At 71.4% G+C, this 15,600-nt stretch carries 13 protein-coding genes; 10 read left to right on the forward strand and 3 right to left on the reverse strand.

What is annotated here, in order from left to right; all coding sequences use genetic code 11:
* Positions 1–10: 10 nt before the first annotated feature.
* Complete coding sequence (locus tag AB0I81_RS04800; protein WP_360649902.1) at positions 11–799, reverse strand: TetR/AcrR family transcriptional regulator C-terminal domain-containing protein; 789 nt, start codon at positions 797–799, stop codon at positions 11–13.
* A 116-nt stretch (positions 800–915) separates the two neighbouring features.
* On the opposite strand from AB0I81_RS04800, the gene AB0I81_RS04805 reads away from it, so the two are divergent.
* A complete protein-coding gene (locus AB0I81_RS04805; protein ID WP_360649905.1) occupies positions 916–2,490 on the forward strand; it encodes an ATP-binding cassette domain-containing protein in 1,575 nt (524 codons plus the stop codon).
* 69 nt (positions 2,491–2,559) lie between these two features.
* Here the strand turns inward: AB0I81_RS04805 and AB0I81_RS04810 are convergent, their stop codons facing one another.
* Positions 2,560–3,774 carry an ROK family transcriptional regulator gene (locus tag AB0I81_RS04810; protein ID WP_360649908.1) on the reverse strand — a complete coding sequence of 405 codons (1,215 nt, stop codon included), beginning with the start codon at positions 3,772–3,774 and terminating at the stop codon, positions 2,560–2,562.
* Positions 3,775–4,026: 252 nt separating this feature from the next.
* On the opposite strand from AB0I81_RS04810, the gene zwf reads away from it, so the two are divergent.
* From zwf to eda, 4 genes are all read left to right on the forward strand, one after another.
* The gene (gene zwf, locus AB0I81_RS04815) at positions 4,027–5,427 is read left to right on the forward strand and encodes a glucose-6-phosphate dehydrogenase (protein WP_360650215.1); all 1,401 of its coding nucleotides are present in this window, start codon (positions 4,027–4,029) and stop codon (positions 5,425–5,427) included.
* Positions 5,428–7,371 carry a phosphogluconate dehydratase gene (edd, locus tag AB0I81_RS04820; protein ID WP_360649911.1) on the forward strand — a complete coding sequence of 648 codons (1,944 nt, stop codon included), beginning with the start codon at positions 5,428–5,430 and terminating at the stop codon, positions 7,369–7,371.
* Between the two features lie 162 nt (positions 7,372–7,533).
* Complete coding sequence (gene glk, locus AB0I81_RS04825) at positions 7,534–8,499, forward strand: glucokinase (protein ID WP_360649914.1); 966 nt, start codon at positions 7,534–7,536, stop codon at positions 8,497–8,499.
* Positions 8,500–8,555: 56 nt separating this feature from the next.
* Entirely contained in the window at positions 8,556–9,167 is a 612-nt protein-coding gene (gene eda, locus AB0I81_RS04830) for a bifunctional 4-hydroxy-2-oxoglutarate aldolase/2-dehydro-3-deoxy-phosphogluconate aldolase (protein WP_360649917.1), read from the forward strand.
* A 9-nt stretch (positions 9,168–9,176) separates the two neighbouring features.
* Here eda and AB0I81_RS04835 read toward each other — a convergent pair whose 3' ends face one another.
* The gene (locus AB0I81_RS04835; protein ID WP_360649920.1) at positions 9,177–10,085 is read right to left on the reverse strand and encodes a LysR family transcriptional regulator; all 909 of its coding nucleotides are present in this window, start codon (positions 10,083–10,085) and stop codon (positions 9,177–9,179) included.
* Between the two features lie 85 nt (positions 10,086–10,170).
* Here AB0I81_RS04835 and AB0I81_RS04840 point away from each other — a divergent pair, with 85 nt between their 5' ends.
* From AB0I81_RS04840 to AB0I81_RS04860, 5 genes are all read left to right on the forward strand, one after another.
* The gene (locus tag AB0I81_RS04840; RefSeq protein WP_360649923.1) at positions 10,171–11,034 is read left to right on the forward strand and encodes a xanthine dehydrogenase family protein subunit M; all 864 of its coding nucleotides are present in this window, start codon (positions 10,171–10,173) and stop codon (positions 11,032–11,034) included.
* Positions 11,035–11,037: 3 nt separating this feature from the next.
* On the forward strand, positions 11,038–11,499 hold the full coding sequence (locus AB0I81_RS04845) for a (2Fe-2S)-binding protein (protein WP_360649926.1): 462 nt from the start codon (positions 11,038–11,040) through the stop codon (positions 11,497–11,499).
* Positions 11,496–13,844, forward strand: a complete 2,349-nt coding sequence (locus AB0I81_RS04850) for an aerobic carbon-monoxide dehydrogenase large subunit (protein WP_360649929.1) — start codon at positions 11,496–11,498, stop codon at positions 13,842–13,844. Before AB0I81_RS04845 ends, AB0I81_RS04850 begins: the two co-directional genes overlap by 4 nt.
* On the forward strand, positions 13,841–14,590 hold the full coding sequence (locus tag AB0I81_RS04855; RefSeq protein WP_360649932.1) for an XdhC family protein: 750 nt from the start codon (positions 13,841–13,843) through the stop codon (positions 14,588–14,590). The genes AB0I81_RS04850 and AB0I81_RS04855 overlap by 4 nt, the downstream gene beginning before the upstream one ends.
* A gap of 98 nt (positions 14,591–14,688) precedes the next feature.
* Entirely contained in the window at positions 14,689–15,480 is a 792-nt protein-coding gene (locus AB0I81_RS04860; protein WP_360649934.1) for an IclR family transcriptional regulator, read from the forward strand.
* The last annotated feature ends 120 nt before the right edge of the window (positions 15,481–15,600 follow it).

Below are 15,600 nucleotides of genomic sequence, written 5' to 3' on the forward strand. Positions count from 1 at the left end.
TTGACCTGCCTCATCTTCCCGCGCGGGACTGTTCCATGCCGTCGAGGAGGTAGCCCAGGCCCTCGTCGAACGTGGCGTCCCACTCGTGGTCCAGGCCGTGCTCGGCGAGGGCCGGGTAGCGCCCGCCGCGTTCGCGCAGGAAGTCTCCGGTGTCGGCCTCGTCACTGTCCTGCCACGTCACCTGCATGATGACCGACCCCATGACGTAGTTGGACAGACTGTAGGCCGCGGCCTTCGGGGCGGTGAACCCGGCCGCGATCAGCCGCTCGTACAGGAACTCCGTGCGTTCCAGCGCGTTCGGGCCCATGAGCGGGCGGTCCAGGAGGGCCGCCGACCACGGATGCCGCAGCAGCGCCGCCCGCCAGCCCCGCATCAACCCACGCACCGGCCCCCGCCAGTCCCCACCCGAACCCACCCCCACGCCGGACCCGAGCCCCACACCCCCGCCACGCTCCCCCGACCGCGCAGTCCCGCCCAGCCCTCCACTTCCGCCACGCGCTGCACTCCCGCCCAGCCCCGCACTCCCGCCATGCGCGTCCAGCCCCGTGTTTTCGTGTTCGAGAGCGTCCAGGCGGACCTCGCGGAAGACGGCGTCCAGGGCCAGGTCCAGCACGTCGTCCTTGGTCTTGACGTGCCAGTAGAGGGTGGTCGAGCCGGTGTCCAGGCGTTCGGCCAGGCGGCGCATGGTCAGCCGGCCGACGCCCTCCTCGTCCAGCAGTTCCAGCGCCTCCGCCACGATCCGCTCCAGCGTCAGCCTCTGCCGGGGGGCCTTCCGGTCGCGCGACCACACGTTGTCCATCCCCGGATAATACGTTGTACGCAAACCGGATCGATGGTCTAGTTGGTGGAACGTTGGTCGGGTTGGACGATCGCCGGGCCGGGACAACGATCGGTCGGGCAGGCAAGGAGAGTCCCGTGGGGCATGTCGAAGTGAGCGGGGTGACCTACCTGCTGCCCGATGGGCGGCCGTTGTTGCTGGAGGTGTCGTTCAAGGTCGGCGACGGCGCCAAGGCGGCGCTGGTGGGGCCCAACGGGGCGGGCAAGAGCACGTTGTTGCGCCTCGTCGCGGGCGAGGTGACGCCGGTCGAGGGCCGGGTGGCGGCCACGGGCGGTGTCGGGGTCATGCGGCAGTTCCTCGGCACGGGGACCGTACGGGATCTGCTGCTCAACGTGGCGCCGGCCCGCGTACGGCAAGCGTGTGCCGCGCTCGAACGGGCCGAGGCGGCGATCGCGGCGCGCGACGACGAGGCAGGACAGCTCGCCTACGCGCAGGCCATCGCCGACTACGCCGACGTGGGCGGCTACGAGCTGGAGGTGGTGTGGGACGTGTGCGCCACCGAGGCGCTGGGCCTGCCGTACGAGCGGATCAAGGACCGGAGCCTGGCCACGCTGTCCGGCGGCGAGCAGAAGCGGCTCATGCTGGAGGCGCTGCTGCGCGGGCCCGATGAGGTGCTGCTGCTCGACGAGCCCGACAACTTCCTCGACGTACGCGGCAAGCAGTGGCTGGAGCGGGCGATCAGGGCCTCTGCCAAGACGGTGCTGCTCGTCTCGCACGATCGGCGGCTGCTGGCCGAGGCCGCCGATCGGATCATCACCGTCGAAGGGCGGACGGTCTGGGTGCACGGCGGCGGGTTCGCGAGCTACGCCGAGGCCCGCAGGCGGCGCAAGGAGCGGCTGGAGGAGTTGCGGCAGCGGTGGGAGGAGGAGCGGGCCAGGCTGCGGCGGCTGGTGCACACGCTGCGGCAGCGCTCGGCGAACAACGACGCGCTGGCGGGGGCGTACCGGTCGGCGGTGACCCGGCTGGAGCGCTTCGAGCGGGCAGGGCCGCCGCGACGCGCGCCCAAGGAGCAGAACGTGCGCATGCGGCTGCGCGGCGGGCGCACCGGCAAGCGGGCGGTCGTCTGCGACGAGCTGGAGCTGTCGGGGCTGCTGCGGCCGTTCAGCACCGAGATCTGGTACGGCGAGCGCGTCGGCGTGCTCGGCATGAACGGCACCGGCAAGTCCCACTTCCTGCGCCTGCTGGCGGGCGAGCCCATCGCGCACCACGGCACCGCCCGCCTGGGCGCCAGGGTCTCCCCCGGCCACTTCGCCCAGACGCACCTGCGCCCCGACCTGCACGGGCGGGCGGCGGCCGAGGTGGTGATGGGCGAGCACGCGATGACCCGCAACGAGGCGATGGCGGCGCTGGCCCGCTACGAGCTGGCGCCGGCGGGCGGGCAGCCGTTCGAGACGTTGTCGGGCGGGCAGCAGGCCAGGCTGCAGATCCTGCTGCTGGAGTTGTCGGGGGCGACTCTGCTGCTGCTCGACGAGCCGACGGACAACCTGGACCTGGCCAGCGCGGAGGCATTGCAGGTCGGGCTGGAGGCGTATGAGGGAACGGTGCTGGCCGTGACGCACGACCGCTGGTTCGCCGACGACCTCGACCGGTACCTGATCTTCGGCGCGGACGGCCTCGTCAGGGAGAGCGACGCCCCTCGCTGGGACCTTTAGGCGGGCCCCGCGGTGGCCTCCCCGTGGAGCGCGCGGTGGCCTTCCTAAAGAGCGCGCCGGGCCTGCGGGTCAGCCGGTTTCTGTGGCGGGGGTGCGGTCGCGGCGCAGGAGGGTGAGGGTCATGGTCTCGTCCACGGCCTCCGGTGACAGCACGTGGTCCAGCACCATCACCGCGCACCCGCTGATCCCGGCCCCCGCCCCCAGCCGGCTCGGCTCGATGCGCAGGCGCCGGGTCGCCAGGGCGGTGGAGCGGCGGTAGACGACCTCGCGGATGCTCGACACCAGCGGCCCGAACGTCTCCGCCATGTCCCCGCCCAGCACCACCACCGACGGGTTGAGGATGTTGACCGCCCCGGCCAGCACCTCGCCGATCCGGCGGCCGGCCTCGCGGACCGTGGCCATCGTCTCGGCGTCGCCCGCGCGCACGAGGGTCGTGACGTCCGCGATCGTCCTGACGTCCTTGCCGCGCGCCCGCAGGTCCTTAAGCAGCGCGGTCCCGCTGGCCACCGAGTCGACGCAGTCGTAGTTGCCGCAGCGGCACAACACGCCGCCCCCGTCCAGCACGGGGATGTGCCCGATCTCACCGGCCGCGCCGAGCGCGCCGCGCAGAATCTCGCCGCCGGCGATCACGCCCGCGCCGATGCGGGTGGAGATCTTGACGAACATGAGGTCGTCGAGGTCGGGATAGGCGCCGCGGTGCTCGCCGATGGCCAGCACGTTGACGTCGTTGTCGAGGAGCACGGGTACGGGGAAGCGCTCGCGGATGAGCGGCGGGATCACCACGCCGGTCCACGAGGCCATGACCCGGGCACTCTCCGTACGGCCCTGCGCGAACTCGACCGTGGCCGGCACGCCCATCCCCACGCCGCGGATCATCGAGCGCGGCCGGTCGCCGAGCAGCTCGTCCCACGTGTCCATGAGCAGCGGCAGGACGGTGTCGGGCCCTTCCTCCACGTCCATCGTGAACTCGCGCCCGGCCAGCTCGCCCCCGGCCAGGTCGCACACGGCCACCCTGGTACGGCTCGCGCCCAGCGCCGCCACCAGCACCACGCCGCCCGCGGCGTTGAACTCCAGCCGGACCGGCGGACGCCCGCCCGTGGAGGGCGCGTCGGTGCGCTCCACGACGAGGCCGCGTTCCAGCAGCTCACCGACGCGCAGCTGCACCGCGGGGCGCGACAGGCCGGTCACCCGGCCGAGGTCGGCCCGCGTCACGGCCTCACCGGTGCGGATGAGGCGGAGCACCTCGCCACTCGTGGCAAGGGCGGTGGCGGTACGTCGAGGCATCGGCTAAGTGAACCACATGCAGTTGTGTCATGAAAAGTCGCGACTTTTTCATCTCAAATGCCAAAACTCCGCTTGTGGACGACCCAAACTCTCGCTAGTGTCCGTTCTGTCCCTCTTGGTAGATCAATCGGAGCCTTCACCGTGTCCCCCGCAGCACTGCCCACGCCAGAAGCCGGCCCAGAGATCAGCACAGATGCCGGCCCGGCCCACACCGCCGACCTCGTCGTCTTCGGCGGGACCGGCGACCTGTCCATGCGCAAGCTGCTCCCCGCGCTGTACCACAGCGACCGGGAGGGCCGGCTCTCCCCGGAGACCCGCGTCATCGCCATGTCCAGGGGCGGGCTGACCGACGCCGACTTCCGCGGCAAGGTGGACGCCGAGGTACGCGACGAGGTGCCGATCGACGACCCCGCCATGTGGCAGCGCTTCCTTGGCCGCCTGCACCACGTGTCGGTGGACGTCGGAGGCCAGAACACGTCGGGCTGGAACGCGCTGGCCGACCTGCTGACCGGCTACGAGGACCGCGACCGGATCTTCTATCTGGCCAGCCCGCCCAGGACGTTCGGCCCCTTCTGCCGCGAGGTGGAGCAGGCGGGGCTGGTGACGCCGCGCTCGCGCGTGGTGCTGGAGAAGCCGCTCGGCAACGACCTGCCCAGCGCGCAGCGCATCAACGACGAGGTCGGCGCCATCTTCGACGAGCACCAGATCTTCCGCATCGACCACTACCTGGGCAAGGAGACGGTGCAGAACCTGCTGGTCCTGCGCTTCGCCAACGCCTTCCTTGAGCCGATCTGGAACTCCCTGTGGATCGACCACGTGCAGATCACGGCGGCCGAGACGGTCGGCACGCCCGGCCGGCGCGGCTACTACGACCACGCGGGCGCGCTGCGCGACATGGTGCAGAACCACCTGCTGCAACTCCTGACGCTGACCGCGATGGAGCCGCCGGCCCGCAACGACCGGGAGTCCATCCGCGACGAGAAGGTCAAGGTGCTGCAGGCGCTGCGGCCGATCGCGGGCGGCGAGGTGGAACGGTTCACCGTGCGCGGCCAGTACACCGAGGCCGGGGACCTGGTGGGTTACCTGGACGAGCCGGGCTCCACGCCGCCCACGGAGGAGTCGCGGCGGGTGGAGACCTTCACCGCGATCCGGGCCGAGGTCAAGAACTGGCGGTGGGCGGGGGTGCCGTTCTACCTGCGTACCGGCAAGCGCATGCCGTACCGGCGCTCGGAGATCGTGGTGCAGTTCAAGGACGTGCCGCACTCGATCTTCCCCGGCGGCACGCCGAACAGGCTCGTGTTGCGGCTGCAGCCGGAAGAGGGCATCGAGCTGCACATCATGGCCAAGGAGCCGGGCGCGGGCGAGACGACGCTGAAGCCGGTGCCGCTGTCGCTGAGCTTCGGCAAGACGTTCACCGCGCGGGTGCCCGAGGCGTACGAGCGGCTGCTCATGGACGTGCTGACCGGGAACCCGACGCTGTTCATGCGCCGCGACGAGGTGGAGGCGGCCTGGCGGTGGATCGACCCGATCCTGGAGGCCTGGAAGGCCGACGCCGCCCTGCCCGAGCCCTACCCGGCGGGAACCACCGGCCCTGCCGGAGCCCACGAACTGCTCGGCCGCAGCGGTCGTGCCTGGCACGAGGAGGAACTCTAAATGAACCGAGTCATCCAGGAGATCACCGATCGGATCGCCGAGCGCAGCGCCGCCAGCCGCAGCGCGTACCTGGAGCGGATCCGCCGCGACGGCGCGGAGGCCAGGGCCAAGGGCCCGGCGCGGGCGCACCTGGGCTGCGCGAACCTCGCGCACGGCTTCGCGGGCGCGGACGCCGAGGACAAGCCGGTCCTGCGGGCCGGGGCCAAGCCCGGTGTGGCCATCGTGACCAGCTACAACGACATGTTGTCCGCGCACCAGCCGTACGAGACCTACCCGCCCGAGCTGAAGGCGGCCGTGCGCAAGGCCGGCGGCGTGGCGCAGGTGGCGGGCGGCGTGCCGGCGATGTGCGACGGCATCACGCAGGGCCGGGCGGGCATGGAGCTGTCGTTGTACAGCCGTGACGTGATCGCCATGGCCACCGCGATCGCGCTGTCGCACGACATGTTCGACGCGACGCTGCTGCTGGGCGTGTGCGACAAGATCGTGCCGGGGCTGTTCATCGGGGCGCTGCACTTCGGGCACCTGCCCGCGCTCTTCGTGCCGGCCGGGCCGATGACCTCGGGCCTGCCGAACAAGGTCAAGGCGCGCACCCGGCAGCTCTTCGCCGAGGGCAAGGTCGGCAAGCTGGAGCTGCTCGACGCCGAGGCCAAGTCCTACCACTCCCCCGGCACCTGCACCTTCTACGGCACCGCGAACTCCAACCAGGCGCTGATGGAGGTCATGGGCCTGCACCTGCCGGGCTCGACGTTCGTCAACCCGCACACCGAGCTGCGCCACGCGCTCACGGAGGCCGCCGGGCGCAGGGCCGTGGAGATCACCGCGCACGGCGCGGAGTACACGCCGATCGGCGAGCTGGTCGATGAGAAGTCGATCGTGAACGCGTGCGTCGCGCTGCTGGCCACCGGCGGCTCCACGAACCACACGCTGCACCTGGTCGCCATGGCGGCGGCCGCGGGCATCGTACTGACCTGGGACGACCTGGCCTGCCTGTCGGAGGCCGTGCCGTCGCTGACCAAGATCTACCCCAACGGCCAGGCGGATGTGAACCACTTCCGCGACGCCGGCGGCATGCAGGTGCTCATCGGCGACCTGCTCGACGAGGGCCTGCTGCACGCCGACGTGATGACCGTGGCGGGCCCCGGCCTCGACCGCTACCGGCAGGCACCGGAGCTGGTGGACGGCGAGCTGGTCTGGGCGCCGGTCACCGGCGGCAGCAAGGACCTGGACGTGCTGCGCCCGGCCGCCGACCCGTTCTCCGCCGACGGCGGCATCCACATGGTCGAGGGCAACCTGGGCCGCGCGGTCAGCAAGGTCTCGGCGGTCAAGCCCGAGCACCTGGTGATCGAGGCGCCGGCCAAGGTCTTCCACGACCAGCTCGACCTGCTGAAGGCGTTCGAGACGGGCGAGCTGGACGGGCAGGACTTCGTGGCGGTCATCCGCTACCAGGGTCCGAGCGCGAACGGCATGCCCGAACTGCACAAGCTCACCTCGCCGCTGGCGGTGCTGCTGGACCGGGGACAGCGGGTGGCGATCGTCACCGACGGCCGCATGTCGGGCGCGTCCGGCAAGGTGCCCGCGGCCATCCACCTGTCGCCCGAGGCGGCCGACGGCGGGCCGATCGCGCTGGTCCGCGAGGGCGACGTGATCAGGCTGGACTCGGCGGCCGGCACGCTGGAGCTGCTGGTGCCGGCGCAGGAGCTGGCCCGCCGGGCGCCCGAGGGCCGTCCGCTGAGCGACGCGCAGTGGGTCGGCACGGGCCGGGAGCTGTTCGCCGCCTTCCGCCGCATGGCGGGACACGCCGAGCAGGGCGCCGGAATCTTCGGGGTCAGCGGCGCCGAGTCGCCGCACCACGGCCCCGGGCTGGGCTTCCCCGCCGAGGCCGGCTCCTCGCACCTGGAGACGGGTGTTTCGGTCGGAGCGCGGCCCTCCGGCCTCGTCCGGTGACAACCTATCTCCGGGTACGGTGCTCTATGTCCGTTTGGCGCGCGCTGAACGCTCCCGAGCATGTTCGTCCGCACGCCCTCGCTCGGGGCGTTGTGAGAACTCGTGGCATTCTTCGGAGTACGGCGAGCGATCTTGACGCCGCCCTGAATGCCGGAGGTATGCGTGAGTGCCTTTGACCTTCCGTGGCTCGTGGCCGACATCGGGGGCACCAATGCCCGATTCGGCCTGGTCACCTCGCTGGGGGCGCGGCCGTCGAACGTCGCCGTCCTGCACGGGGCCGACTACGCCACGCTCCCGGAAGCCGTGTCCGCCTACCTCGCCGGGCACGCCGGCGGCGTGCGGCCGGGGGCGGCCTGCCTGGCGCTGGCGGGGCCGGTCGACGGGGATCGCTACCGGCTGACGAACTCGGCCTGGGCCGGATCCGTACGGGACCTGAACATCCCCTACACCCGGCTGCTCAACGACTTCGAGGCGCTGGCCGTGTCGCTGCCCCACTTGGACGGCGACGACCTGGTGTCCCTGGGCGGGCCCCCGCCGCGCCTCGGGGTCAAGGCGGTGCTGGGTCCCGGGACCGGGCTCGGCGTCGGCGGGCTCGTGCCGGGCGAGCACGGCTGGACGCCCATCCCCGGCGAGGGCGGGCACGCCACGGTGCCGGTCGTGGAGCCGCGCGAGATCGAGGTCGTACGGGCGCTGCAGTCGCAGGGCATGCCGCACGTGGTGGCCGAGCACCTGCTGTCGGGCCCCGGGCTGGTGCACCTGCACCGGGCGCTGGCCCTGGTCAACGGCGTCAACGCGCCCGCGCTGACCGCCTCGGACATCGTGGCCAGGGTGGACGACTCGTTGTGCGCCGAGACGGTCGACGTCTTCTGCGCGATGCTGGGCACCTTCGCCGGCAACGTCGCGCTGACGCTCGGCGCCAGGGGTGGGGTGTACCTGGCCGGCGGAGTGCTGCCCCGTATTGTGGAACGCGTGCGTACCAGTTGTTTCCGTACGCGGTTCGAGAACAATCCCGACATGCCCGCCTACCTGGCGGACATCGGGACCGTACTGATCGTCGCGGACCAGCCGGGGATGACGGGCGCGGCGGCGTGGCTGAGCCAGCGAGCCCGCCGTGAGCTGGTGGGCTGACCCATTGCACGTGACAAGACGACGGCCGTGAGCCGGCCGACGAGGAGAGATAGCTGATGAGCCTGCTCGATCTCGCCCCAGTGATCCCCGTCGTGGTGATCGAGGACGTCGAGACCGCCGTCCCGCTGGCCCGCGCGCTGGTGGCCGGTGGGCTGCCGGTCATCGAGGTGACCCTGCGCACGCCCGCCGCCCGCGAGGCCATCGCCAGGATCGCCGAGGAGGTGCCCGAGGCGAACGTGGGCGCGGGGACGATCCGCACCACCGACGACATCTCGTCGTCCGTGGCGGCGGGGGCCAAGTTCCTGGTCTCACCCGGCACGACGTTGTCGCTGGTCGAGGCGCTGGACTCCAGCGGTGTGCCGTACCTGCCGGGCGCGGCGACCGTGTCGGAGGTGATGGCGCTGGCCGAGCGCGGGGTCAAGGAGCTGAAGTTCTTCCCGGCCGAGGCGGCGGGCGGCGTGCCGTACCTCAAGGCGCTGGGCGGGCCGCTGCCGGACGTGCGTTTCTGCCCGACCGGCGGGATCCGCGTGAACACCGCCCCCGACTACCTGGCGCTGCCGAACGTGGGCTGCGTCGGCGGCACCTGGCTGACCCCGGCCGACGCCCTCGCCTCGGGCGACTGGGCCCGCGTGGAGAAGCTGGCCGCGGAGGCCGCGGCCCTCAGGTGACGAAGGCGCTCAACTCCAGATCGACACGTGCACCGGCGGGCGGAAGCGGCTGCGGGGGATGCCGTCGTCCGGGGTGCGCATGGTCTGGGTGGCGGCCGGGGTGGTGAGGAAGTCCATGAAGGTTCCCGCGCAGGGTGAGCGGGTGGCCGGGTCCAGGGTGGTGGCGTACCAGTAGGCGGGCAGCGGGGTGGCCGGGGTTTCGATGGGGATCAGTTCGCCGCGGCGTAACTGGGAGGCGACCAGGTGGGCGGTGGCGGGGGCGACGCCCGCGCCTTCGGCCGCCGCCTTCCAGGCCGCCGTCTGATTGGCGAAGACGCGTACCTGGGAGTCCTGGATCCGCAGCAGGCGCAGCAGGCGGCTGGTGTCGCCGGCCGGGTCGGTGGCCGACGGGCCGACCAGCCAGTGGTCACGGCGGCCGCGCGGTGAGCCGACCACGATGAGGCGGCAGCGCAGGACCGGGCGGCTGACCAGGCCGTCGCCCGTCGTCTGGGCGCCGAGGGCGACGTCGGCCAGGCGGCTGGACAGCAGCAGCGGGATCTCGGCGGTCGCGGCCACGCCGGTGGTGGCCTCCACCGACTTGCGCTGGGTGAACAGGCACAGCAGCGGGCCCGCGACGTACTCGGCCAGTCCGGCGTCCATGACCACGTGCAGGCGCGCCGGGTGGTTCTGCTGGACGGCGGCGACCGCCTCCGCGCCGAGCGCGACCATCTGGGAGGCGATGCCGAGCAGGCGGCGGCCGCCCTCGGTGAGGACCATGCGGTCGCCCGCGCGGGTGAGGAGGGGGTCGCCGAGGTGCCTGCGGAGCTGGGCCAGTGACTGGGAGACGGCGGGCTCGCTGACGCCGAGGGCGCGGGCGGCGGCCTTGACGGAGCCGAGGCGGGCGACGAAGACGAACGCGCCGAGCTGGCTGAGGGTCACCCCCTCTTCTTAGTTGTCCCGGCCGCATTAAGGAAAGCCTTATTTACGGATTGTCGCGACAAATCGGGAACAGCAATGTGCTGTCATGCAGGTTCCCGCGACGTTCGAATACGAGAGAGCCGACAGCGTTCCGCACGCTCTCGAGCTCCTGGAGCGCTACGGCCCCGAGGCCAGGGTCGTGGCGGGCGGGCACAGTCTCATCCCGATGATGAAGCTGCGCCTGGCCCAGCCCGAGGCGCTGATCGACATCAATGGACTGGCCGCTGAGCTGGGGCGGATCGCGGTCGAGGGCGACGAGCTGGCCATCGGGTCACTGGTGCGGCACACGGAGTTGCTGGAGAGCAGCACAGCCACCGACCTTTTCCCGATATTTCGGGATGCGGAGCGTGTTATTGCGGACCCAATAGTGCGAAATCGGGGGACCGTTGGAGGTTCCTTGTGCCAAGGGGATCCTTCTGAGGATTTGTCGGCGGTGTTCACGGCATTGCGGGCGACCGCGGTCATCCAGGGGCCGGGCGGAATTCGTACCGTGCCTGTCAGGCAATTCCACCAGGGTCCTTACGAGACGGCGGTCGCGCCGAACGAGCTGCTGATCCAGCTCCGCGTGCCGATCACGCCGGGCACCGGCAGCGCGTACGAGAAGGTCGAGCGGCGCGTCGGGGACTGGCCCGTCGCCGCGGCCGGGGCGGTCCTGCGGATCGAGGACGGCGTGATCACGCGGGCCGGGATCGGGCTCACGGCCGTCGGGGCCGAGCACTTCTGCGCCCCCGAGGCCGAGAGCCATCTCGAAGGCCGGGCGCCCGGCGCGGAGGCGTTCGAGCAGGCGGGCAGGATCGCCGCCGAGCACTGCTCGCCGCACGCCGACCAGCGCGGGCCCGCCGACTACAAGCGCCACCTGGCCGCCGAGCTGACCAAGCGGGCGCTGACCGCGGCCGCGGGGAGGATCTGAACGATGCGGATCACTGTTTCGGTGAACGGACAGCCGTACACCAGGGACGTCGAGCCGAGGCTGCTGCTCGTGCACTTCCTGCGCGACGAGCTGGACCTGACCGGCACCCACTGGGGCTGCGACACCTCCAACTGCGGCGTCTGCACGGTGCAACTGGACGGCGTGCCGGTCAAGTCGTGCACGGTGCTGGCCGTCATGGCCGACGGGCACGAGGTGACGACGGTGGAGGGGCTGGAACGGGACGGCGAGCTGGACGTCGTGCAGAAGGGGTTCGTGGAGTGTCACGGGCTGCAGTGCGGGTTCTGCACGCCGGGCATGTTGCTGACTGCCCGCGCGCTGCTGGACCGCCATCCCGACCCGGACGAGGGCCAGATCAGGGAGGCCATCTCGGGGCAACTGTGCCGGTGCACGGGCTACGAGAACATCGTCCGTTCGATCCGCTGGGCCGCGGAGGCCAAATCATGAGTTTCGGCAGAATGCACCGCAAAGAGGACGCCCGGTTCATTCGCGGGCGCGGCAACTACACCGACGACGTACGCCTGCCGGGCATGTTGTACGGCGCCGTGCTGCGCAGCCCGCACGCCCACGCGCGCATCGTCTCCATCGACACCAGCGCGGCCGAGGCGCATCCGAAGGTCAAGGCGGTCATCACCGGCCAGACCCTGGAAGGGCTCAACCTGGCCTGGATGCCCACGCTGTCGAACGACATCCAGGCGGTACTGGCCACGGACAAGGTGCGCTTCCAGGGGCAGGAGGTCGCGTTCGTGGTCGCCGAGGACGCCTACTCGGCGCGCGACGCGCTGGAGCTGATCGACGTCGAGTACGACGCCCTGGAGGCGGTCATCGACGCCAGGAAGGCGCTCGACCCGGGCGCGCCGGTCATCAGGGACGATCTGGAGGGGCGTACCGGCAACCACATCTTCGACTGGGAGGCCGGGGACAGGGCGCGCACCGACGCGGTGTTCGAGCAGGCCGAGGTGACGGTCGCGCAGGACCTGCTCTACCCGCGCGTGCATCCGGCGCCGCTGGAGACGTGCGGCGCGGTGGCCGACTTCGACAAGGTCACCGGGAAGCTGACCGTCTGGTGCCCGACGCAGGCGCCGCACGCGCACCGCACGCTGTACGCGATGGTGGCCGGGCTGCCCGAGCACAAGATCCGGGTGATCTCGCCCGACATCGGCGGCGGCTTCGGCGGCAAGGTCGGGATTTATCCAGGATATGTGTGCGCGATCGTCGGCTCGATCGTCACCGGCAGGCCGGTCAAGTGGATGGAGGACCGCTCGGAGAATCTCATGAGCACCGCCTTCGCCCGCGACTACCACATGCACGGCGAGATCGCCGCGTCCCGCGACGGCAGGATCCGGGGCATCAGGGTGAAGGTGCTGGCCGACCACGGCGCGTTCAACGGCACCGCGCAGCCGACCAAGTTCCCCGCCGGGTTCTTCCACGTCTTCTCCGGCTCCTACGACATCGAGACCGCCCACTGCGAGGTCACCGGCGTCTACACCAACAAGGCACCCGGCGGCGTGGCCTACGCCTGCTCCTTCCGCGTCACCGAGGCCGTCTACCTGGTCGAGCGCATGGTGGACGTGCTGGCCGCCGAGCTGGGCATGGACCCGGCCGAGCTGCGCATGCGCAACCTGCTCAAGCCCGAGCAGTTCCCCTACCACTCCCCCACCGGCTGGGAGTACGACTCGGGCGACTACCCCAAGGCGCTGCGCCTGGCGCTGGACATGGCCGGATACGACAAGCTCCGCGCCGAGCAGGCCGACAAGCGGGCCAGGGGCGAGCTGATGGGCATCGGCGTCAGCTTCTTCACCGAGGCGGTCGGCGCGGGACCGCGCAAGCACATGGACATCCTCGGCCTCGGCATGGCCGACGGGGCCGAGTTGCGCGTGCACCCGACGGGCAAGGCCGTGCTGCGGGTGTCGTGCCAGTCGCAGGGCCAGGGGCACGAGACCACGTTCGCCCAGATCGTCGGGCAGGAGCTGGGCATCCCGGCCGACGACGTGGAGGTGGTGCACGGCGACACCGACCAGACACCGTTCGGGCTCGGCACGTACGGCTCGCGCTCCACGCCCGTCTCAGGGGCCGCGACGGCGATAGTGGCCAGAAAGGTCAGGGACCGGGCCAAGATCGTCGCAGCGGCCATGCTGGAGGCCGCTCCGGACGATCTGGAGTGGGCCGAGGGCAAGTGGTCGGTGGTGGGCGACCCCGGCACCGGCAAGTCGCTGGCCGAGATCGCGCTGGCCGCCCACTCCAGCCTGGAGCTGCCCGAGGGCGTCGAGGGCCACCTGGACGCGGTCACCGTCTACAACCCGCCCAACCTCACCTATCCGTTCGGCGCCTACATCTGCGTCGTGGACGTCGATCCCGGCACCGGGCAGGTGAAGGTGCGCAGGTTCGTGGCGGTGGACGACTGCGGGGTGCGGATCAACCCGATGATCGTCGAGGGGCAGGTGCACGGCGGGCTGGCCGACGGGGTCGGCATGGCGCTCATGCAGGTGATGGCGTTCGACGAGGACGGCAACCACCTGGGCGCCTCGTTCATGGACTACCTGCTGCCGACCTCGATGGAGTGCCCGTCGTGGGAGCTGGGCGAGACCGTGACGCCCTCGCCGACGCATCCGATCGGGGCCAAGGGCGTCGGGGAGTCGGCCACGGTCGGCTCGCCGGCGGCGGTGGTCAACGCCGTGGTGGACGCGTTGCAACCGTACGGGGTGCGGCACGCGGACATGCCGCTCACGCCCGCGAACGTGTGGCGGGTCATCAACGGCGATCCGTTCCGCACGGACCTGGCGATCCCGTGAGCGAGTTCCTCGGCATGCCGGCGCCCCGTCCTCGCGGCGGGACGCTGGTCCCCGCTGCCAAGGAAGGGCCGCTGGATGACCGGGTGGCGCGGCTGCGGTCAGGTCGGGAGCCGTACGTGCTGGCCACCGTCGTCCGCGCGCTCCGCCCGACCAGCGCGAAGGCGGGCGATCGCGCGCTGGTGCTGCCCGACGGGACGATCGAGGGGTTCGTCGGCGGCGTGTGCGCGACGGACACCGTACGGGCGCAGGGGCTGCGCCTGATGGGCACCGGCCGGGCCACGCTGCTGCGCATCACCCCCGAGGCGGAGGCGCCGCACGAGGAGGAGGGCCTGGTCGCGGTCGGGCAGCCGTGCCTGTCCGGCGGCACGCTGGAGATCTTCCTGGAGGCCGTGCTGCCGCCCAGGCTCGTACGCGTGCACGGCGACGGTCCCATCGCGCGGGCCTTCGTCTCGGTCGGCGAGGCGATGGGCTGCACGGTCGAGTCGGGGGACGGCCCCGTGGCCGCGGACACCTCGGCCGTGCTGGTCGCCTCGCACGGCGTGGACGAGGAACCGGTGTTGCGCGAGGCGCTGGCGCGGCAGGTGCCGTACATCGGGCTGATCGCCAGTCGCAAGCGCGGCGCGGCGGTGCTGGCGCGGATCAAGGGAGGAGAACGGGTTCATGTTCCGGCGGGTCTGGACATAGGGGCCAGAACGCCTGGTGAGGTGGCTGTTTCCGTGTACGCGGAGATCATCAAGCTGCGCTGAGCGGGTATTCAGCGCCCGCCTGCCGGGGTACTCCAGCAAAGGTAAACGAGAGCCCCCGGGAAGCCCCCTTCCGCTACTCGGAGAGCGAAGGGAAATTGATGCCGACGGAAATGGTCAGTCAAGCGCAGGCGGTGACGGACGAGCGCCCCGCGTCCCAGCCCGGCAGTCTGGAGAGGGGGATCGACATCCTGCTCGCGCTCAGCGCGGCCTCCCGCCCGGTCACGCTGTCGCAGCTCTGCCGGAGCACGGGCCTGCCCAAGTCGACCGCGCACCGGATACTCGGCGTGTTGTGCTCGCGCGAGCTGGCCCGGCGGGTGGGCAACGCCTACCTGCCGGGCGAGTTGCTGGAGTCGATGACGGGCATCACCCGCGCCCGTGTCCCCGGCACCCGCAAGGTGGTGCTGCCCTACCTGCTCTACCTGTTGGAGACCACCAGGCAGACGGTCAACCTGGCCGTCCCCTCCGGTCTGGAGGCCCGCTACGTCGAGCGCCTGTACGGCCACAACCGGGTCTGCTCGCGCTCCGACGGCCTGGACCGGGTGCCGCTGCACTGCACGGCGACCGGCAAGGCGCTGCTGGCCTTCGATCCCAAGCTGCGCCAGGAACTGCTGGCCCGTGGCGCGTTCGAGCGGATGACGCGCCGCACGATCACCAGCCTGGCCGGGCTGGAACGGGAGCTGGCCCAGGTCCGCCGGCACGGCATCGCCTACTCGCAGGAGGAGTACACCGAGGGCGTGGCCTGCGTGGCCGCTCCCGTGTTCGGTCCCGGCGGCCGGATCTGCATGTCGCTCGGCGTGGCCGCGCCCGCCCACCTGGCGCCGCTGGCCAAGCTGAGCATTTCGGTACGCGGCGCGGCCCAGGCCATCTCCGCCGCCCTCCTCGGCGTATGACCTCGTTCCGGTCACCGGAACACTGACAGATCTTGAGACCGAAAGTGTTCCGGTAACCGAAACCCCGCATTGCGAACGCGATCCCCGGGACGATCACATCGAGGTCATGAACGTCCCACC

This window comes from Nonomuraea sp. NPDC050404, assembly GCF_040655495.1.
Taxonomy (GTDB): domain Bacteria; phylum Actinomycetota; class Actinomycetes; order Streptosporangiales; family Streptosporangiaceae; genus Nonomuraea.